Here is an 18,782-nt window from a genome sequence, read left to right as displayed (position 1 = left end):
GCGCAGCAGCGGCAACTGTGCAACTTTGCCGGCATTCCTGTTCAATTCGTGCAGCAGGCAAGCCTTCCAGCAGGCGAGCCCTATGAGGCCTACATCGGCCGCACCGGATGCGTTCCGACACGGGACAACCTGCATGATTTCTTCAACGCGTTGGTTTGGCTCGGATTTCCGCAAACCAAAGCGCGGCTGAATCAATTGCAATTCAAGCAGTTGCAAAAGCTGGCACTTGAATCAGGACCAGGCGCATACCGTGTAGGGAACAGCCGGGGGGCATTACGCGACGCGGCAACCATCTTTGATGAAAACGGCATGCTTTTCATTGCACGGGACCGCGAGCTGGTCAACGCGCTGATTGACCGGCAATGGTCAACGGCACTCCTGGAGTGCAAGGAACAGTTTGGCCGTTCCTATGATGTCATCATCTTCGGACATGCCTTGCTGGAGAAGCTGGTCCGACCCTATGCGGCCATCACCGGACACTGCTTGCCATTGATAGACCCGAGTTTCACCTTACCCCTGGCGCGGGTCGCTGCGCATGCCGAGCTCGATCAAATTACCGCATCGCTGCTATCGCCGACGACATCCACCGCAGTATTCTTTCCGGTGCCCGTGCTCGGGTTTCCAGGATGGCATCCGACGCAGGATGCTGCGTTCTATGAAAACGAGGTCGTGTTTCGGCTGGCAAGCCGCAAAAAAGTGGGGCAATGAGGGTTACCGTGCGCAATTGCCCAGCACTAGCCATCGGCGGCAAATCGTTCAGGTTCGTTATGCACAGACGTAAAAAAGCCACCCCGAAGGGTGGCTTCAAATCTAACCGCAACCGGCCGGAGCCGGCGCAAAATTAGAATCCGTGACGAACGCCCAGGACTGTGTCGCGGTTGCCGCCAACAGCCAGGTCAACCTTGCCGTAGTACAGATAAGCGGTCGTACGCTTGCTCAGGTTGTAGTCAGCGCCCAAGCCCCAGGCTTTGGAAGCAGTAACGCCCGAACCGGTTGCGCCAACAGCGTTACGCTTGGCGTATTGTGCCTTCAGGACCATCGCCGTTCCTGGCAATGCGCCTTCAGCGCCAATCAACCAACCGTTACGGTTGCTTGGGGAGCCAGCTGTGTTGTTGTCGCGCTCATATTGTGCTTTCAGGGTAGCGACGCCGAAGTTATACGCACCACCGACGTTCCAGATTGTTTCTGGAGCAGCGCCGTTGCGGGTAGCTGCCACGCCAACACTCAGGGGGCCTGCACCGTACGCAACGCGTGCGCTCAGTGGTGTGCCTTGTGGTGTGCCGGCGATAGTCGTCGCTGCGCCGGAAACTTCATAGCGCGAAGCCGTCATGACTTGCAGGCTCAAGCCGGACATCGAAGGCGACGTGTAGCTGACCGAGTTGCTCCAACGAGCCGAAGCCGTACCAACGTTCATCGAAGCGAAGTTACGCAGGAAGCCCGTGCCGAAGACCGAGTAAGCCGAAACTTGGTTGAACTGAGGAGTCAGGTCACGACCCAGCTTGACTGTACCGAAACCGCCTTGCAGACCGAGCCAAGCGTTTTGGTCGCCGATCGAAGTCGAAGCAACAGTGCTAGTGCCGGTAACCGAACCGTTGACGTGGTCGTCAGAACCGAAGGCGGTACGGATCTGGAACATGGCCTTCAGGCCTTTGCCCAAGTCTTCCGTGCCGCTGATGCCGATGTAGTTGGTGTTGCGCTGGTTTTTTTCCAGAGTCGTCGTGTTCGCGCCGCTTGCAGCAGCACGGTTCATGACCGAAGTATCCATCGAGCCATCAATCACAACGGCGGTCTGAGCGTGCACTGCACCGACTGTGCCCAGGACTGCGAGCGCGAGTAGGGTTTTTTTCATTGGGTAATCTCCAGAGAGTTGTAGTGCTAAAATTTATTTTGCGGCCTTCAACAAGAACCACTAGTGGACGTCCCTGCTGACGCTTCAGAACCAAGCGATTGAGAAGCTGGTAGCCATTTCATCAAATTGACGGGCGCAGGGCAAAGAAATTTTGGTGATTGGATCACTATTCGGGGCGATGTGTCGCAAACCAGCAACGGTTTCCCCATAACGAGCACAGTTTACCAATGGGAAAATGGCAACAATTGAACGTTTGATAACTGGTTTCGACCGCGCATTGCGCGTGATGGCTGGTGTCGCCCGCGCAAGCCGGCCAAATCCGTCGGCCGCGCTGGCAGAGCAGGGTTTGACCGACGCCGATCGCCGCCACAGCGCCGGGCTGATGCGTGTCAATCACGTCGGCGAAGTCTGCGCCCAGGCGCTGTATGACGCGCAAGGCGCTTTTTCGCGCAATGACGAGACGCGCCGCCAATTCGAGCGGGCCGGCCGGGAAGAGGAAGATCACCTGGCGTGGACCGCGCAACGGCTGGCTGAGCTCAACTCGCGCACCAGCCTGCTCAATCCGCTCTGGTATGGCGGCGCATTCCTGGTCGGCGCCGCGATGGCGAAAATGGGCGACGCCAGGAGCCTGGGCTGTGTGGTCGAGACCGAGCGCCAGGTCGAAGCGCATCTGGATCAGCATTTGCGCACGCTGCCCGCAGCAGATGCAAAGTCGAGGGCAATCGTCGATCAGATGCGGCAAGACGAGATCGAGCACGGCGCGGCAGCCAAGGCGCTGGGCGCCGCCGAGCTTCCGCTGCCGATCAAGACGGCCATGCAAGGCATGGCAAAAGTGATGACGACGCTCGCCTACCGTATATGAATCGATGGCGAGCGTAGCCCGGGCTGCGTCAACTGGCCGCCGGCGGGCTCTCCAGGTCGTCGATGATTTCGAAGGAATGAGTCATTACCGCGCTTTTTTCCAGCATGATCGAGGCCGAACAGTATTTTTCATGCGACAGCTTGATTGCCCGTTCGACCAGGTTGGCTTTCAGGTTGCGTCCGCGAATGGTGAAATGGAAGTTGATCGCAGTGAATACCTTGGGGTCTTTTTCGGCCCGCTCGGATTTCAGCGTGACATCGCAGCCGCGAATGTCCTGGCCGCTCTTGCGCAGGATCACCACGACGTCATAGGCGGTACAGCCGCCGGTACCTGCCAGCACCACTTCCATCGGCCGTGGCGCCAGGTTACGTCCGCCGCCGTCCGGCGCGCCATCCATCGTCACGACATGTCCGGAGCCGGTTTCGGCCAGGAAGGTCATGCCGGACAATCCGGTCCAGCGTACCGTGCATTCCATGATGGGTTCCAATCTTCTATATATATGTGTGAGGATGAATTTTAGCCGGGCAGGCGCTTTTTTTGCAGCCTGCCGGGTTCCGGGCGCTTGGAAGCACGTGGGTGTTGACGCCAACTACTTGAAAACGCTATACTTTTCGGTTCTTCTTATTGTGCCCGGAAGATGGACAACAAGGATGAGTCCCGTGACAGCAGTCCGGTCAGGGGAACCACCGCAACAGGGCCTTCATTTCAGACAGGTAGTCATCATGCAAAAAACCTTTTCCGCGAAGGGCCATGAAGTCCAACGCGATTGGTTCGTGATTGACGCGACAGATAAAATTCTCGGACGTGTTGCCAGCGAAGTGGCACGCCGACTGCGCGGCAAGCATAAACCGGAATTCACTCCCCACGTCGACACCGGGGATTTCATCGTCGTCGTCAATGCCGGCAAGCTGCGCGTTACGGGCGCCAAGGCAACGGACAAGATTTATTATCGCCACAGCACGTATCCAGGTGGCATTTACAAGACCAGCTTCGAGAAGATGCAACAGCGTTTTCCGGGTCGTGCGCTGGAGAAGGCCGTCAAGGGCATGCTGCCCAAGGGCCCGCTCGGTTACGCCATGATCAAAAAGCTGAAAGTGTATGCGGAAGACAGTCATCCGCACTCGGCGCAGCAGCCCAAGCCACTCGAGATCTAAGGAACGGACATGATCGGTATTTATAACTATGGCACCGGACGTCGCAAGAGCGCAGTCGCCCGTGTCTTCATGAAGTCCGGATCTGGCCAGATCATGGTCAACGGCAAGCTCGCCAGCGATTACTTCTCGCGCGAGACCGGCCTGATGGTGATCCGTCAGCCGCTGGAACTGACCAACAATGTCACGACTTTCGACATCATGGTCAACGTCAACGGTGGCGGCGAATCCGGCCAGGCTGGCGCGGTTCGTCACGGCATCACGCGTGCACTGATCGACTATGACGCAACGCTGAAGCCAGAACTGGCCCGCGCTGGTTTCGTCACACGCGATGCGCGTGAAGTCGAGCGTAAAAAGGTCGGCCTGCGCAAAGCACGTCGCGCCAAGCAGTTCTCGAAGCGCTAAGCACCTCAGGCGCGTTGTTCGAAGAAGCTGCCCGGCACCAGCCTGGCAGCTTTTTTTACGTCGGCGCCCGCAGCCGGGCGGCAAATCCCGGTGCTGCTAGAATCCTCTCTCCACGCAAGCAACCCAACTCAACACAAGCAGGCACGGCACAACATGATCAAGGTAGGCATCGTAGGCGGCACTGGCTATACCGGAGTGGAATTACTGCGGATACTCTGTGCGCACCCGCAGGTTCAGCTCACTGCAATCACCTCGCGCAAGGAGGACGGCCTGCCGGTGGCAGACATGTATCCTTCGCTGCGCGGCCATGTGTCGCTTTGTTTCTCGGCGCCGGAAAAGGCGGACCTTGGCGCTTGCGATGTGGTGTTTTTTGCAACGCCGCATGGCGTCGCCATGGCGCAAGCACGTGAACTGCTGGCGGCCGGCGTCAAGGTGATCGACCTGGCGGCCGATTTTCGGCTGCGCGACACCAAGACGTTCGAGACCTGGTACGGCATGCCCCATGCGTGCCCGGATATCCTCGAAGAAGCGGTCTACGGTCTGCCGGAAGTCAACCGCGAGCAGATAAAAGGCGCCCGTGTCATTGGGCTGCCTGGCTGTTATCCCACCTCCATGCAGCTCGGATTGGCGCCCTTGCTGGCTCAGGGCAAGCCACTGGTCAACGAACTGGGCTTGATCGCCGATTGCAAGTCAGGCGTGTCCGGTGCCGGCCGCAAGGCGGAAATATCGACCCTGCTGGCCGAAGCATCCGACAATTTCAAGGCTTACGGCGTAAAAGGCCACCGTCATCTGCCGGAGACGGTGCAGGGACTTGAAGCAATCTCGGGGCGCAAGGTCGGGCTGACGTTCGTTCCGCACCTGGTGCCGATGATCCGGGGCATTCATTCGACCCTCTACGCACAACTGCTGCCCGAGGCGCGCGACACCGACTTCCAGGCCTTGTACGAAAATCATTTCGCCCAGGAGCGTTTCGTCGACGTCATGCCTGCCGGAAGCCACCCGGAAACACGCTCGGTGCGCGCCTCCAACATGATGCGCATCGCGGTGCACCGGCCTGGCAATGGGGATTTGTTGGTCATCCTGGTAGTCGAAGATAACCTGGTCAAAGGTGCGGCAGGCCAGGGTGTGCAGTGCATGAACATCATGTTCGGGCTGGATGAAGCGGCCGGCCTGATGCATGTGCCGGTACTCCCCTGAGCGCTGGTTCATTCCCGCTGATGCAGTACGGTGAGGGTCCGTGAAAGTCAAACTGTGGCTCCGGCGGCGCTCCATTTCCGCACCCCGCATGACGGTGACTACCGCGATGCCGTGGCCGGCCAGGATCGTGTTCGGCGTGGTCCTGCTCGGATTGGGTGCGCTGCTCGGATCGTGGGTCTATGATCATGGCCGGAGCCTGGCCGGCATGCCGGCGCGGCCATCGCCGGTCGAACTTGACAGCGCAGTGCGGCAACTGGCGGAACTCCGGATCGAGCGCGACCGACTGGCGACCAGCGCCAACGCGGCGGAAAGCCAGTTGAATATAGAACGCGCCGCCCAGAAAGAGCTGACAACCCAGATCAAGTTGCTGGAGGCAGAAAATATTCGCATCAAGGAAGACCTGGCATTTTTTGAAAGCCTGCTCCCCGTCGATCCGCGCGGCACAGGCGTTGCGATTCGTGGAATAAGCGCCGAACTCAGCGCGCCGACGCAATTGCAGTATCGATTGCTGGTAATGCAGGGTGGCAAGCGCGCAACGAATTTTGAGGGATCGCTGCGACTGAGCGTCGCCGTGATGCAGAATGGGCGGACCTTGAGCTTGAATTTTCCTGAAGGAAAGTCGTCCGAGATCAATAATTTCAAGCTGGGCTTCAGGCATTATCAACGCCTGGAGGGAACCCTGACCTTGCCTGCTGGCGTAACGCCGCGCTCGTTCCAGGCGACTGTGCTCGAAAAGGGCCAGGTGCGTGCGCAGCAGACCCTGAACTTGTAAAGGAGAGCCCATGTTTGGCCACAAGACCAAGAACACTATCGACAGCCTGATCGGTATCTCGACACGGATAGAGGGAAACCTGCATTTCAAGGGTGGCTTGCGCATCGATGGCATCATCAATGGCAATGTGATTGCCGATCCGGCCGAGCCCAGCATGCTGGTGATTTCAGAGCATGCGCGAGTCGAAGGCGAGGTGCGGGTCGCGCACCTGGTCGTCAATGGCGAGATAGTCGGCCCGGTTTACTCGTCCGAACTGCTTGAACTGCAGCCACACGCCCGCATAACTGGCGATGTGTACTACAAGGCGCTGGAAATGCATGGCGGCGCGCTGGTATCAGGACGCCTGAGCCACGACCATGCGGGGGAGCAAATCCTGAAGCTGGCCGCGCCGATCCGGGCCACCTCAGCCTGAAACCCGGCAAAGGGCTATAATCTTTTTTCGCACACCGATCTGCAGGAGTTTGAAATGAATGCTGTTACCGAAATGCCCGCTCCGATCGTCTTTACCGATAGCGCCGCCGCCAAGGTCGCGCAGTTGATCGACGAGGAAGGAAACCCGGACCTGAAGCTGCGTGTGTTCGTGCAGGGCGGGGGCTGTTCTGGCTTCCAGTATGGTTTCACGTTCGACGAAATCGTCAATGAAGATGACACGACGATGGACAAGAATGGCGTCCAGTTGCTGATCGACTCGATGAGCTACCAGTACCTGGTCGGCGCAGAGATCGACTACAAGGATGACCTGGAAGGCGCGCAGTTCGTGATCAAGAATCCGAATGCGACGACAACCTGCGGCTGCGGATCTTCCTTCTCAGCCTGATTGCCGGTCGGTCCCGGTCAAGAAGCGCGGCGTTCGCCGCGCTTTTTTCATTCTCGCTGGCTTACCTCCTGTTTTCGCACGCATGTCGCGCTACGCAGCAGCCTTTCGTGCGCCTTCAACGATTCTCACGCAGGATACAAGGCGCCTAATATCCGCGCACCGCGCGCGCCGGTCACCGCGGGAAGATTGCCCGGGCGTCGCTGGGTGAACTGCCGGGCCAGCCAGGCAAAAGCCAGCGACTCGACATGCATGGGTTCAATTCCCAATGCCTCGGTGGTACCGACTGTGGCGCGCACGCCGCTGCCATCGAGTACTTCTTGAATGCGCTGCATCAGAAAAACGTTGAATGCACCCCCGCCGCAGACAAACACGGCTCGTGTGTCAGGCGCGCTGCGACGGATCGCGCTCGCCAGCGTGCCTGCAGTCAGTTCACACAGCGTTCTTTGTATGTCTTCCGGGCGCAGCTTGCCTGACGTCTGTACAGCAGCAAGGTGGGCAGCCAGCCATTCGTGGTGGAACAGATCCCTTCCTGTACTCTTGGGCGGCGCTTTCTCGAAATAGGCGTTGCCCGACAGGCGGGCCAGCAATGCCGGGACGACCGTACCGCTGGCGGCCCAGGCGCCACCGGCGTCGAACGCCTGGTTGCGTTGCTGGCTGATCCACAAGTCCATCAATACATTGCCGGGACCGGTGTCGTGGCCGGCGGTGTTGGCGGCGCCTGGTTCAAGCACGGTGATGTTGGCAATGCCGCCGATGTTGGCGATCACCCGGCATTCCTGGGGCGAGCCGAAAACGGCGTGGTGAAAGGCGGGCACCAGCGGCGCGCCCTGGCCTCCGGCGGCAATGTCGCGGCTACGGAAGTCGGCAATGATATCGATGCCGCACAGCTCTGCCAGCAGGGCAGGGTTGTTGGCCTGGCGGGTATAGCCGAGTTCCGGCCGATGCCGGATCGTCTGGCCGTGGACGCCGACGGCCCGCACTGACTGCGGGGCTGCGCCTGACTGGCTGAGCAACTGCCTGACGCAGCTGGCGTAACATCCGGCCAGCGAATTGGCGACCCGTGCCTCGCGATCGAGTTCGTTGTGGCCGGGCGCCTGCAGGGCCATCAGTTCCGCACGCATGGCGCCGGTGAACGGAATATGCGCATGCGCCAGCGTCTCTGCCGGCTTGTTTTCCGGATCATCGTTGAATGCGGCCAGCACACCGTCTACGCCGTCAAGGCTGGTGCCCGACATCAGGCCGATGAAAAAAGATCCGGCAAGCGGGGAGGAAGGGGGGCTGTGAGCTGGCATAGGAATGACCGGGAGTCACCAAGGGGCAATCTGGGCCAGGGCGCGGCGCTTCCCAGTGACGGCAGCGCCTGCTGAAAATCAGGTGCCCCGGATGGCCGGTTCCAGGGCGCGCCGGGCGGCAAGCCTGCTGTGAGGATCAGCGTGCAGCCAGCTTGATATTCTGGTCCTGCGGCGTCAGCAGGGCCAGCCGATGCGTCATGTCACTGGCCACGGTGCGAAAGCGCTGCAGTTCAGCGCCGGCCAGTGGCTGCGCATTGGGAATATCCACCGTCATCGGGTCGCGCGGCTGGTTGTTGACGCGGAATTCATAGTGCAAGTGCGGGCCGGTCGACCAGCCGGTCGAGCCAACGTAACCGATCACTTCGCCCTGCGAGATCTTCGCCCCCTTGCGAATGCCTGCTGCGAACCGGCTCATGTGGGCATAAGCCGTCGTGTAATTGGACCAGTGCTTGATGACGACGAGATTGCCGTAGCCGCCTTGCACGCCGGCGAATTCAATCACGCCTTCACCTGCAGCGCGGATCGGTGTGCCGGTCGCCGCCGCAAAATCGACGCCCTTGTGCTGCTTCCACTTGCCCGACAGCGGATGCATGCGCATCGAAAATCCGGAAGAGACCCGGGAAAATTCAAGCGGCGATTTCAGGAAGGCCTTTTTCAGCGATTTGCCGTCAAAGCCGTAATAACCGCCACCCTGGCGCGAGCCTGGCTCGTCGAACCAGACCGACTGGTAGGTTGCGCCGGCGTTCTTGAACTCTGCGGCAAGCACGCGGCCGGCGCGCAGGTAATCGCCACCTTGCCAATAGGTTTCATAGACCACGCTGAAATTGTCGCCACGACGCAGGTCGGACGCGAAGTCGATATTGGTCGAAAACATTTCGACCAGTTGCAGCGCGACCGCATCGGGAATCTGGGCAGTATCGGTTGCGGCAAACAAGGAGGAACGGATATTCGCGGTGCGCATTTCAATGCGCTTTTCGACCGGGGCGGCAACTTCATCCGTGCGGAAGCGTTCACCTTCACGGGTGACGACGATGTTCCGGTACGGGTTGTCCCGGCCGTCGGTGACGGTGGTGCTGATGGTTTGCAAGGCGCCACTGGCATTGACCGATGCCTGCACGCGGCGGCCTGGCCGCAACTGCATCAGCGCACGGGCCCGGCTGTCGCTCTTGATATAGGTGGCGGCAGCTTCATCGCTGACGCCAAGCCGCTGCAGCAGCGTGGCAAGGGTGTCGCCGGAACGGACCTTTTCTTCGCTGATGAATATTTGGGGTTCTGGCGTGAATTGGGCAATCTGTTGCGCCAGAGATGGCAGGTTCAAGTCTTCCTGCACGGAACGAACCGGCAAGTCGGCGGCATCGGGCGCCATCGGCGCAACGCCGGCAGCACCGAAAGCGCATAGGGCCAGGAATACCGAAGCCGCCGCAACGATGCGGTTCTTCCGTGAGCTCAACTGGTGCTTGCGCCGTTCGATCCAGGATTTCAATTTAGTAGTGTCGACCATTCAATACGTTAAAATTCACCGTTTTGTCGCTCTTCTTTTCGGGTCGTGCTTCGGTGTGCCAATCGGAAAGCCTGGAAAAAAGAGGGGCCATTATAACAAAGCACCTCCAGTGCCCAACTGAAATTGCTCATCCCTACCCAAAATGAACGCATCACCCGACCAGGCAACAGCCCCTATCGCCGTCACTGACGCAGTGCAACACGCCCTTACGGTCACGAAACGTGGTGCGGAAGAAGTCCTGATCGAGAGCGAATTCGTCCAAAAACTGGTCCGGTCCGAGGCCAGTGGCCAGCCATTGAGGATCAAGCTTGGCCTGGATCCCACCGCCGCCGACCTGCATCTGGGCCATACGGTCGTCCTGAACAAGATGCGGCAACTGCAAGATTTGGGCCACCACGTAATCTTTCTGATCGGCGACTTTACCTCGATGATTGGCGATCCGTCCGGCCGCAACGTGACGCGCCCGCCGCTTACCCGGGAGCAGATCGAACAGAACGCCATGACCTATTTTGCACAGGCCAGCATGGTGCTGGACCCGGTCAGGACAGAGATCCGCTACAACTCCGAATGGTGCGACGCGCTGGGTGCGCGCGGCATGATCGGCCTGGCGGCAAAATATACGGTGGCACGCATACTCGAGCGGGAAGACTTCACCAAGCGCTTCAAGGCCGGCACGCCGATTTCGGTGCATGAATTGCTGTATCCGCTGATGCAGGGTTACGACTCGGTGGCCTTGCGTTCGGACCTGGAACTTGGCGGCACGGATCAGAAATTCAACCTGCTGGTCGGGCGCGAACTGCAGAAGGACTATGGCCAGGAGCCGCAGTGCATACTCACTATGCCGCTGCTGGAAGGACTTGATGGCGTCGAAAAGATGTCCAAGTCCAAGGGTAACTACGTCGGCATCACCGAGCCGGCAAACACCATGTTCGGCAAGCTGATGAGCATTTCCGACGACATGATGTGGCGCTATTACGACTTGCTGTCGTTCCGCAGCCTGGCCGATATTGCCGGATTTCGTCAGTCAGTCGGGGAAGGGCGCAACCCGCGCGATATCAAGGTGCTGCTGGCCCAGGAAATCGTCGAGCGCTTCCACAGCCGCCAGGCGGCGGAAGATGCGCTGGCCGACTTCAACAACCGCGCCCGCGGCGGCATTCCCGACGACATTCCCGAGGTCGCGCTATCGGGTGCTCCGCTGGGGATCGGCCAATTGCTGAAACAGGCGAACCTGTGTGCATCGACTTCGGAAGCGCTGCGCATGGTCGAGCAGGGTGGGGTGCGGATCGATGCCGTCCAGATTTCCGACAAGGCGCTGAAAGTGGACGCCGGCACCTTTGTGGTGCAGGTCGGCAAGCGCAAGTTCGCCCGGGTCGTATTGAGTTGATCGCGCTGCTGCAGCGGGTCAGCCATGCACGCGTTGAGGTCGATGGCGACATCGTCGGACAGATCGAACGCGGACTGCTGGTGTTTCTTTGCGCCGAGCGCAATGACCAGGAAGCCGATGCCGACAGCCTGCTTTCGCGGCTGCTGAGCTACCGGGTTTTCCCGGATGATGCCGGCAAGATGAATCGCAGCGTCACCGATATCGGCGGCGGCATCCTGCTGGTGCCGCAGTTCACGCTGGCGGCCGACACACGCTCGGGTACGCGGCCGTCCTTTACGCCGGCCGCACCGCCGGAACGGGGGCGCATCCTGTTTGATTATTTCGTGCAGCGTGCTAGCGCCCGCCATCCACTGGTAAAGACTGGCCAATTCGGCGCGGACATGAAAGTGTCGCTGACCAACGACGGACCGGTCACTTTCTGGCTGCGCGTTCCGCATGCGCCGGCCAACTGATTTTTTATGACAAGAGCCATGACAGAATTGATACTGGTACGCCATGGCGAGACCGCCTGGAACGCAGAAAGCCGCTTGCAGGGCCATATCGACACGCCCCTGAATGACGAAGGACGACGGCAGGCGCGGGCCCTGGCTGCGATGTTGGTGCGCGGCACGGGCAGCATCGCCCCGGCACCGTTTGATCGACTGGTTTCCAGCGATCTCGATCGTACTTTCCAGACGGCGCGGCCCATTGCCGCGCTGCTTGACCTGGAAATCACCCGCGATCCGCAACTGCGAGAACGGTGTTTTGGCGCCTTCGAGGGTTTGTTATATGACGAAGTCCAGCAACGGTATCCGGACGCCTGGTCGCGATGGCAGGCGCGCGAGGTCGATGCGCGCTATCCGGAAGGCGAGCGGCAGGCCGAAACGCTGACTGAATTCGCCGAACGGGTCGGCAAGGCACTCGCTGACATCGCCAGCACGCACCCCGGCCAGCGGATCATCGTCGTCACCCACGGCGGCTTTCTTGACTGTGCATACCGCCTGGCAACCGGCATGAGCCTGACCCAGGCCCGCAATTTCGATGTCCGCAACGCCAGCATCAACCGCTTTGGATGGGATGAACAGGGCGGTCTGCAATTGCTCGAATGGGGTGTTGTTGCCCATCTCGCCACATCAATCGACGAAATAGACCGTTGATCTGCTAATGGGTTGATCGCTTGTTGTAGATAGCCAATCCGTTAATCGGACATTTAGTTATATTTGTTTCGGACAGGCATTTTTTTGGGCATGTATTGTAGGATGATCCGAAACGTCGAGTGCGCGCAGGACCGCGCTCGCCCGATCCTTCGGAGAGCCTGTCATGTTGTTCAATTTATTTTCACGCGCAAGCGCGCCCTCGCCCGATGTCGGCCGAACCCCTCCGGAAGTATCGGCTGACACAGAACGTGCGCTGCTGAGTGCTGCGCTGTTCAACGTACTTGAAACGCTGCCCCAATCATTCAGCGGCCGGGAAAACATCCGCATGCTGTGCGACGTGGTCGCGGCCGCCAGTCCGCACCTGCGTTTTGTCTGGGTCGGGTTCACCGAAGGCCTGACCAAGACGGTAAAACCCTATGCCTACTCGGGCCCATGCCAGTTTGAATCGCATGACTGGTCTTTGCCAGTGAGCTGTTTTGACCATGTCGGCCCGCACTCGCAGCAACGTCCGCAAGGCGACGACGCATCGATGAACCAGGGCTTGTTTGCACCCTGGCAACGCGACCCCGCGGCCAGTTCGGTCTGCAGCGCCCTGGCGGCGCCGCTTCGCTCGGAGAAAGCGGGCTTGCGCGGCATGATCGTGTTCTATGCCGACCAGCCGGACTATTTCGATTCGATCGGCCTGCCGCTGATGCGCGCGTTTTGCCATGTAGGCGAAATCATCTGGAAGCAATCCAACCTGGTGCGGGTTGCCACCCAGGTTGCGCAGCAAGATCCACTGACCAGCCTGATGGGCCGGCGTCACAGCATGACGCTGCTCGACAAGGAAATCGCCCGCGCCGAGCGCACCGAGCGCCCGCTGTCGATCCTTGTCTGTCGGATTGACGGGCTCAACAAGCTCAACGACATGTACGGCTTGCATGCCACGGATGCGGTCATCGCCGCGTTTGCACGGGAGGCCAGCGAGCAAATCCCGGCCGGACACCTGGGAGGACGCTGGACCGGGACGGAATTCCTGTTCATCATGCCCGGCGTGGATCACGACAAGGCCGAAACCGTGGCCGTCAGCCTGGGCGACCATTTCCGCAACAAGCCGATCAATGTACGCAACTGGTCGATCCGACTGGCGCTGCGTATCGGCACGGCAACTTATACCCGGCACAGCCTTGGCATCGATGACCTGATCATGCAGGCGCACCAGAGCCTGGTGACCGCGAGCGACGAATTGCCGTCTTCGGTCCTGTAATCGTTTTCCCGTCACAGGCGCTAAAATAGCCGGCTTTCCCTGTCCATCCGCCCCATGCGCCTTGCGTCTTTAGCCCTGTGAAAATCGGACCTTACCTGCTGGCCAATAACGTATTCGTCGCACCGATGGCTGGTGTGACCGATCGTCCATTCCGCCAGCTTTGCAAGCAGCTGGGCGCCGGCTACGCGGTGTCCGAGATGGCGGCATCCAACCCGCGCCTGTGGGCCAGCGAAAAGACTTCGCGGCGCATCAATCACGACGGCGAAATGGCGCCGCGCGCAGTGCAAATCGCCGGCGCCGACCCCGACATGCTAGCCGAGTGTGCGCGTTTCAACGCCGATCGCGGCGCGCAAGTCATCGACATCAATATGGGCTGTCCGGTCAAGAAAGTCTGCAACAGCTGGTGCGGTTCGGCGCTGCTGCAAGACGAAAAACTGGTGGCGCGCATCCTTGAATCGGTGGTGGCCGCGGTCGACATTCCGGTCACGCTGAAATTCCGCACCGGATGGGACCGTGCACATCGCAATGCACTGAGCATTGCGCATATTGCGGAGTCGAGCGGGATTGCCATGCTGACCTTGCACGGCCGCACCCGCGCCGACGGCTACAGCGGCCTGGCCGAATACGACACCATCGCAGCGGTAAAGGCCAGGGCCGCAATACCGGTGGTCGCCAACGGTGACATCGATTCGCCGCAGAAAGCGCGCGCGGTGCTGGCCGCCACCGGCGCTGACGCCGTGATGGTTGGCAGGGCGGCGCAGGGACGGCCGTGGATATTCCGCGAAATCGCACACTACCTCGCAACCGGCGACGAACTGCCGGCACCCGAAGTTGACGAAGTTCGCGCCTTGATGCAAGAGCACCTGCAAGCGCATTACGCATTCTATGGCGACTATCTCGGCGTGCGCACGGCACGCAAGCATATCGGTTGGTATGTGCAGGGGCTGGAAGGGGGCGAGGCCTTCCGGCGCCAGATGAACCGGATCGAAGATTGTGCGCAGCAATTGGCCGCAGTAGACCTGTTTTTCCAGTCGCTGCGGGCAACAGGCCTGCGGTTACAATACGCCCTCGGCGCTGAACGACGCGCTGCCTGACGCTTGCTGAACCACACCCAAACCAATAATAGCCATGAGCAAAGACACGATTCAGGATGTAGTTCGCAAGAGCCTGGAGAGATATTTCAAAGACCTGGGCGAGCAGCAGCCCACCAATGTTTATGAGATGGTGATCTTCACAGTGGAAAAGCCGATACTCGAAGCCGTGATGGCCCGTGCCGATGGCAACCAGTCGCAGGCGGCGGAAATGTTGGGCATCAATCGAAACACCTTGCGCAAGAAGTTGCAGCAGCATGGCCTGATCTGATTGCGAGCCAACAAGCCAACAAGCTCACAAGCACTCCAGCCGGCAAACCAGTTGCACTTGCATTGCGCGTGCTTCCCGGCCGTCGCGGCGGGGTTACCCAAACGGTCCGGCCTGCGATTCCGGCCACCTTCTTTCTCCTTTCATGACCATGATCAAACAAGCCCTGATATCCGTGTCTGACAAGACAGGCGTGCTGGAGCTGGCGCGGGCGCTGTCCGCGCTGGGCGTCAACATCCTGTCCACTGGCGGCACCGCAAAACTGCTGTCCGATAACGCAATACCCGTTACCGAAGTGGCCGATTACACCGGCTTTCCGGAGATGCTGGATGGCCGGGTCAAGACACTGCATCCGAAAGTGCATGGCGGAATCCTGGCCCGGCGCGACTTGCCGGCGCATGCGGCGTCGCTGCAGGCGCACGACATCCCGACCATTGATCTGGTGGTGGTCAATCTCTATCCGTTCGCGCAAACCGTGGCGCGTGAGCAGTGCTCGCTGGAAGACGCGATTGAAAATATCGACATTGGTGGTCCGGCGATGTTGCGCTCGTCAGCGAAAAATCATCGCGACGTGGTCGTATTGTGCGATCCGACCGATTACGCGCCGGTGCTGGACGAAATCAAGCGCGGCTCGGTCAGCTATGACACCCGTTTCCGCCTGGCCTTGAAAGTGTTCGCCCATACCGCGCAGTACGACGGGGCCATCACCAATTACCTGGGATCTCTCGGCGCGGATCGCGAGCATGCAACGCGCAGCGCCTATCCGGGCACGCTGAACATGCAGTTCGAAAAAGTCCAGCAGATGCGCTACGGCGAAAACCCGCACCAGTCGGCCGCTTTCTATCGCGACCCGGCCGCCGGCCCCGGTGCGCTGGCCAACTATCGTCAGTTGCAGGGCAAGGAACTGTCCTACAACAATATTGCCGACGCTGACGCTGCCTGGGAGTGCGTGAAGACGTTCGACCAGCCTGCCTGCGTCATCATCAAGCACGCCAATCCGTGCGGCGTGGCGATTGCTGCCGACACTGCCGGCGCCTATGCCAAAGCGCTGCAGACCGATCCCACTTCCGCCTTTGGCGGCATCATCGCCTTTAACCGCGCGGTCGATGGCGTGACCGCACAGGCGGTGTCGAAACAGTTTGTCGAAGTCCTGATCGCCCCCGCATTCACGCCGGAGGCGCTGGCTTTTTTTGCTGCCAAACAGAATGTACGGTTGCTGGAAATCCCGCTCGGTGACGCCGTCAACACCCATGACTTCAAGCGGGTCGGCGGCGGTTTGCTGGTGCAGTCGCCCGACACGCGCAATGTCACCGAGGCCGAGCTGCAGGTGGTCAGCAAACTGCAGCCGACCCCACAGCAATTGCGCGACCTGATGTTTGCCTGGCGTGTGGCCAAATTCGTCAAATCCAACGCCATCGTTTTTGCCGGTAACGGCATGACCCTGGGCGTGGGCGCCGGCCAGATGAGCCGGGTCGATTCCGCGCGCATCGCCTCGATCAAGGCCCACAACGCCGGCCTTGTCCTGGCTGGTTCAGCGGTCGCTTCGGATGCGTTTTTTCCGTTCCGGGACGGACTCGATGTGGTGGTCGATGCGGGCGCGACCTGCGTCATCCAGCCCGGCGGCTCGATGCGCGACCAGGAAGTGATCGCAGCCGCCGATGAGCGGGGCATCGTGATGCTGCTCACTGGCGTTCGGCATTTCCGTCACTGATCCAGGGCCAGCCCCAGTGAGAATCCTTGGCATCGATCCCGGATTGCGCGTCACCGGGTTCGGCGTGATCGACAAGGAAGGACAGCGCCTGGCCTATATTGCGTCCGGCACCATCCGCACGCCGGACGGCGACTTGCCGCAGCGCCTGAAGTCGATCCTGTCCGGCGTCGGTGAAGTCATTGCGACCTACCGGCCAGGCTGCGCCGCCATCGAAAAAGTATTCGTCAACGTCAATCCGCAATCGACCCTGTTGCTGGGGCAGGCGCGGGGCGCCGCGATCTGTGCACTGGTGCAGGCCGATCTGGAGGTGGCTGAATATACCGCCCTGCAGGTCAAGCAGGCAGTGGTCGGGCATGGCAAGGCGCAAAAGCAACAAGTCCAGGATATGGTGCAGCGCCTGCTGAGCCTGTCCGGCCTGCCGGGCGCCGATGCTGCCGACGCGCTGGGCGTGGCGATTTGCCATGCCCATAGCGGCGACGCCCTGAAGGCGCTGCAAGCCTTCGCGCCGGCGCTCGGACGCAAGGGACTGCGGGTGCGCGGCGGCCGGCTGGTCGGTTAGCCAGCGCCCGGCATCAGTCAGCGACTAGCGCAGGCATCGATCAGCTCAGGCATGGCGTTCCGCCCGCCGTGCCGCCACTTCAAACGCATTGGACCAGTAAGCGTCCTCGCCACGCATCACCGCCCACAGGCTTGCCGCACAATAGGCAAACGGAAACAGTCCACCCCATAGCGCGGCCTGGTGCACATGCGCCAGTTCATGCGTGAGGATTTGCGGTGTCAGGCTTTGCCGGTCGGCGATCACGACATGGCCGACTGCCATCGCGCACATCGAACCGAAGGGATGCCGCTCCAGCAGGTAGTCGGCAAACCGGCCCGACACCAGCAACGCCGGTGTTGCGGCCCAGACCACGCAGAGCTGGCCACCGGCCAGCATGATCGGCACGGCAAGCAGCAAACCGCACAGCGTCAGCGGCAAGGCCCACAAGATGCCCAGCAGCGTACGCAGCATCGACCAGCCGGTCGATTGCTGTACATCCAGGGGTAAAGCCTGCTTGGAACGGTTGCGGAAATAAGACATGGCCAGCTTGCAAACTCCTCGACTAGATGCCCGGTTTTCTGCCGCCGGTCCGTGGGCCTCGTCATGTATGATGCAGCAATCGAATTCTGAGCCAGCAAAATATGATAGGCCGTCTTTCCGGAGTCCTGCTTGAGAAAAATCCACCACAGTTGCTGGTGGACTGTCATGGCGTCGGGTACGAAGTCAGCGTATCGATGAGTACTTTTTACAATCTTCCCGCGATCGGGGAAAAGGTCGTCCTGCTGACACACTTGCAAGTGCGCGAAGATGCCCACTTGTTGTATGGCTTCGGCGGCGCGGAAGAGCGCAGCGTGTTCCGCGAGCTGATCAAGATCTCGGGCGTCGGGGCACGTACCGCACTGGCAATCCTGTCGGGCATGTCGGTCGCCGACCTGGCCCAGGCCATCACATTGCAAGAGGCGGGGCGCCTGACCCGGGTGCCGGGCATTGGCAAGAAAACCGCCGAGCGGCTGTTGCTGGAGTTGAAAGGCAAGCTCGGCGCCGACCTCGGTGGCGGCCCGGCGGCTGCCAGCAGCGACCACTCTGCCGATATCCTGAATGCCTTGCTGGCCCTGGGTTATTCCGACAAGGAAGCCACGCTGGCGCTCAAGCAAGTGCCCGCCGCCAGCAGCGTGTCGGATGGCATCAAGGCGGCGCTGAAGTCGCTCTCAAGGGCATGAAACCACGCCAGGGCAGCACATGAGCATACAAACTGATAACTTCACCGAGCAGCGCATCATTGCCGCCACGCCGGTTTCTCCGAATGAAGAGGCGATCGAACGCGCACTGCGCCCGAAACAGCTCGACGAATATGTCGGCCAGGAAAAAATACGCGAACAGCTGGAAATCTTCATTCAGGCGGCCAAACAGCGTCAGGAACCGCTCGACCATGTGCTGTTGTTCGGCCCGCCGGGTCTGGGTAAGACCACGCTTGCGCAAATTATCGCCCGCGAAATGGGCGTGAATCTGCGCCATACTTCGGGGCCGGTGCTGGAGCGTGCCGGCGATCTGGCGGCGTTGCT

Annotated in this window: 23 protein-coding genes; 18 read left to right on the top strand and 5 right to left on the bottom strand. The window is 60.4% G+C overall.

Features of this window, described 5'->3' with window-relative positions:
• Positions 1–48: 48 nt before the first annotated feature.
• Entirely contained in the window at positions 49–708 is a 660-nt protein-coding gene (locus tag Q7T64_RS17985) for a DUF3025 domain-containing protein (RefSeq protein ID WP_304798781.1), read from the top strand.
• A 133-nt stretch (positions 709–841) separates the two neighbouring features.
• Here Q7T64_RS17985 and Q7T64_RS17980 read toward each other — a convergent pair whose 3' ends face one another.
• A complete protein-coding gene (locus Q7T64_RS17980) occupies positions 842–1,849 on the bottom strand; it encodes a porin (RefSeq protein ID WP_304798778.1) in 1,008 nt (335 codons plus the stop codon).
• A 235-nt stretch (positions 1,850–2,084) separates the two neighbouring features.
• Between Q7T64_RS17980 and coq7 the strand changes: the two genes are divergently transcribed.
• A complete protein-coding gene (gene coq7 / locus Q7T64_RS17975) occupies positions 2,085–2,711 on the top strand; it encodes a 2-polyprenyl-3-methyl-6-methoxy-1,4-benzoquinone monooxygenase (RefSeq protein ID WP_304798775.1) in 627 nt (208 codons plus the stop codon).
• Positions 2,712–2,739: 28 nt separating this feature from the next.
• On the opposite strand, the gene Q7T64_RS17970 is transcribed toward coq7, so the two are convergent.
• Positions 2,740–3,186, bottom strand: coding sequence for an OsmC family protein (locus tag Q7T64_RS17970; protein WP_304798772.1), 447 nt, complete (start codon positions 3,184–3,186; stop codon positions 2,740–2,742).
• A gap of 247 nt (positions 3,187–3,433) precedes the next feature.
• Here Q7T64_RS17970 and rplM point away from each other — a divergent pair, with 247 nt between their 5' ends.
• The 6 genes from rplM (at position 3,434) to erpA (ending at position 7,053) form a co-directional block, all read left to right on the top strand.
• Positions 3,434–3,865: a 50S ribosomal protein L13 gene (rplM, locus tag Q7T64_RS17965; protein WP_304798769.1), complete on the top strand. Its 432-nt coding sequence runs from the start codon at positions 3,434–3,436 to the stop codon at positions 3,863–3,865.
• A gap of 9 nt (positions 3,866–3,874) precedes the next feature.
• Positions 3,875–4,267: a 30S ribosomal protein S9 gene (gene rpsI, locus Q7T64_RS17960; protein ID WP_304798766.1), complete on the top strand. Its 393-nt coding sequence runs from the start codon at positions 3,875–3,877 to the stop codon at positions 4,265–4,267.
• Positions 4,268–4,420: 153 nt separating this feature from the next.
• Positions 4,421–5,464, top strand: coding sequence for an N-acetyl-gamma-glutamyl-phosphate reductase (gene argC / locus Q7T64_RS17955; RefSeq protein ID WP_304798763.1), 1,044 nt, complete (start codon positions 4,421–4,423; stop codon positions 5,462–5,464).
• An 88-nt stretch (positions 5,465–5,552) separates the two neighbouring features.
• Positions 5,553–6,236, top strand: coding sequence for a DUF6776 family protein (locus tag Q7T64_RS17950; protein WP_304798760.1), 684 nt, complete (start codon positions 5,553–5,555; stop codon positions 6,234–6,236).
• Positions 6,237–6,246: 10 nt separating this feature from the next.
• Positions 6,247–6,648: a polymer-forming cytoskeletal protein gene (locus Q7T64_RS17945; RefSeq protein WP_304798757.1), complete on the top strand. Its 402-nt coding sequence runs from the start codon at positions 6,247–6,249 to the stop codon at positions 6,646–6,648.
• Positions 6,649–6,702: 54 nt separating this feature from the next.
• Positions 6,703–7,053, top strand: coding sequence for an iron-sulfur cluster insertion protein ErpA (gene erpA, locus Q7T64_RS17940; RefSeq protein ID WP_304798754.1), 351 nt, complete (start codon positions 6,703–6,705; stop codon positions 7,051–7,053).
• Between the two features lie 125 nt (positions 7,054–7,178).
• On the opposite strand, the gene Q7T64_RS17935 is transcribed toward erpA, so the two are convergent.
• Together Q7T64_RS17935 and Q7T64_RS17930 are read right to left on the bottom strand one after the other, a co-directional pair.
• Positions 7,179–8,345 (bottom strand): anhydro-N-acetylmuramic acid kinase, encoded by a 1,167-nt coding sequence (locus tag Q7T64_RS17935; RefSeq protein ID WP_304798751.1) that lies wholly within the window; start codon positions 8,343–8,345, stop codon positions 7,179–7,181.
• 136 nt (positions 8,346–8,481) lie between these two features.
• Positions 8,482–9,846, bottom strand: a complete 1,365-nt coding sequence (locus tag Q7T64_RS17930; RefSeq protein WP_304798748.1) for a M23 family metallopeptidase — start codon at positions 9,844–9,846, stop codon at positions 8,482–8,484.
• Between the two features lie 142 nt (positions 9,847–9,988).
• On the opposite strand from Q7T64_RS17930, the gene tyrS reads away from it, so the two are divergent.
• The 8 genes from tyrS to ruvC all read left to right on the top strand — a co-directional run bounded on the left by tyrS (position 9,989) and on the right by ruvC (position 17,241).
• On the top strand, positions 9,989–11,230 hold the full coding sequence (gene tyrS, locus Q7T64_RS17925) for a tyrosine--tRNA ligase (protein ID WP_304798745.1): 1,242 nt from the start codon (positions 9,989–9,991) through the stop codon (positions 11,228–11,230).
• Entirely contained in the window at positions 11,227–11,682 is a 456-nt protein-coding gene (dtd, locus tag Q7T64_RS17920; protein ID WP_304798742.1) for a D-aminoacyl-tRNA deacylase, read from the top strand. The genes tyrS and dtd overlap by 4 nt, the downstream gene beginning before the upstream one ends.
• Positions 11,683–11,700: 18 nt before the next feature.
• A complete protein-coding gene (locus tag Q7T64_RS17915; protein ID WP_304798739.1) occupies positions 11,701–12,366 on the top strand; it encodes a histidine phosphatase family protein in 666 nt (221 codons plus the stop codon).
• Positions 12,367–12,529: 163 nt separating this feature from the next.
• Positions 12,530–13,612, top strand: a complete 1,083-nt coding sequence (locus Q7T64_RS17910; RefSeq protein WP_304798737.1) for a GGDEF domain-containing protein — start codon at positions 12,530–12,532, stop codon at positions 13,610–13,612.
• A gap of 77 nt (positions 13,613–13,689) precedes the next feature.
• A complete protein-coding gene (gene dusB, locus Q7T64_RS17905; RefSeq protein ID WP_304798734.1) occupies positions 13,690–14,706 on the top strand; it encodes a tRNA dihydrouridine synthase DusB in 1,017 nt (338 codons plus the stop codon).
• A 34-nt stretch (positions 14,707–14,740) separates the two neighbouring features.
• The gene (locus tag Q7T64_RS17900) at positions 14,741–14,974 is read left to right on the top strand and encodes a Fis family transcriptional regulator (RefSeq protein WP_304798731.1); all 234 of its coding nucleotides are present in this window, start codon (positions 14,741–14,743) and stop codon (positions 14,972–14,974) included.
• A gap of 148 nt (positions 14,975–15,122) precedes the next feature.
• Positions 15,123–16,682: a bifunctional phosphoribosylaminoimidazolecarboxamide formyltransferase/IMP cyclohydrolase gene (gene purH / locus Q7T64_RS17895; RefSeq protein ID WP_304798728.1), complete on the top strand. Its 1,560-nt coding sequence runs from the start codon at positions 15,123–15,125 to the stop codon at positions 16,680–16,682.
• A 16-nt stretch (positions 16,683–16,698) separates the two neighbouring features.
• Positions 16,699–17,241, top strand: a complete 543-nt coding sequence (gene ruvC / locus Q7T64_RS17890; RefSeq protein ID WP_304798726.1) for a crossover junction endodeoxyribonuclease RuvC — start codon at positions 16,699–16,701, stop codon at positions 17,239–17,241.
• Positions 17,242–17,286: 45 nt separating this feature from the next.
• Here ruvC and Q7T64_RS17885 read toward each other — a convergent pair whose 3' ends face one another.
• Complete coding sequence (locus Q7T64_RS17885; protein WP_304798723.1) at positions 17,287–17,760, bottom strand: hypothetical protein; 474 nt, start codon at positions 17,758–17,760, stop codon at positions 17,287–17,289.
• Between the two features lie 101 nt (positions 17,761–17,861).
• On the opposite strand from Q7T64_RS17885, the gene ruvA reads away from it, so the two are divergent.
• A complete protein-coding gene (gene ruvA / locus Q7T64_RS17880; protein ID WP_304798720.1) occupies positions 17,862–18,440 on the top strand; it encodes a Holliday junction branch migration protein RuvA in 579 nt (192 codons plus the stop codon).
• A 19-nt stretch (positions 18,441–18,459) separates the two neighbouring features.
• Positions 18,460–18,782: AAA family ATPase (locus Q7T64_RS17875; protein ID WP_304798717.1), on the top strand; the 323-nt coding region annotated here is incomplete at its 3' end.

Source organism: Lacisediminimonas sp., assembly GCF_030645335.1.
Taxonomy (GTDB): domain Bacteria; phylum Pseudomonadota; class Gammaproteobacteria; order Burkholderiales; family Burkholderiaceae_D; genus Lacisediminimonas.
This window is presented reverse-complemented; position numbering and strand designations above follow the sequence as displayed.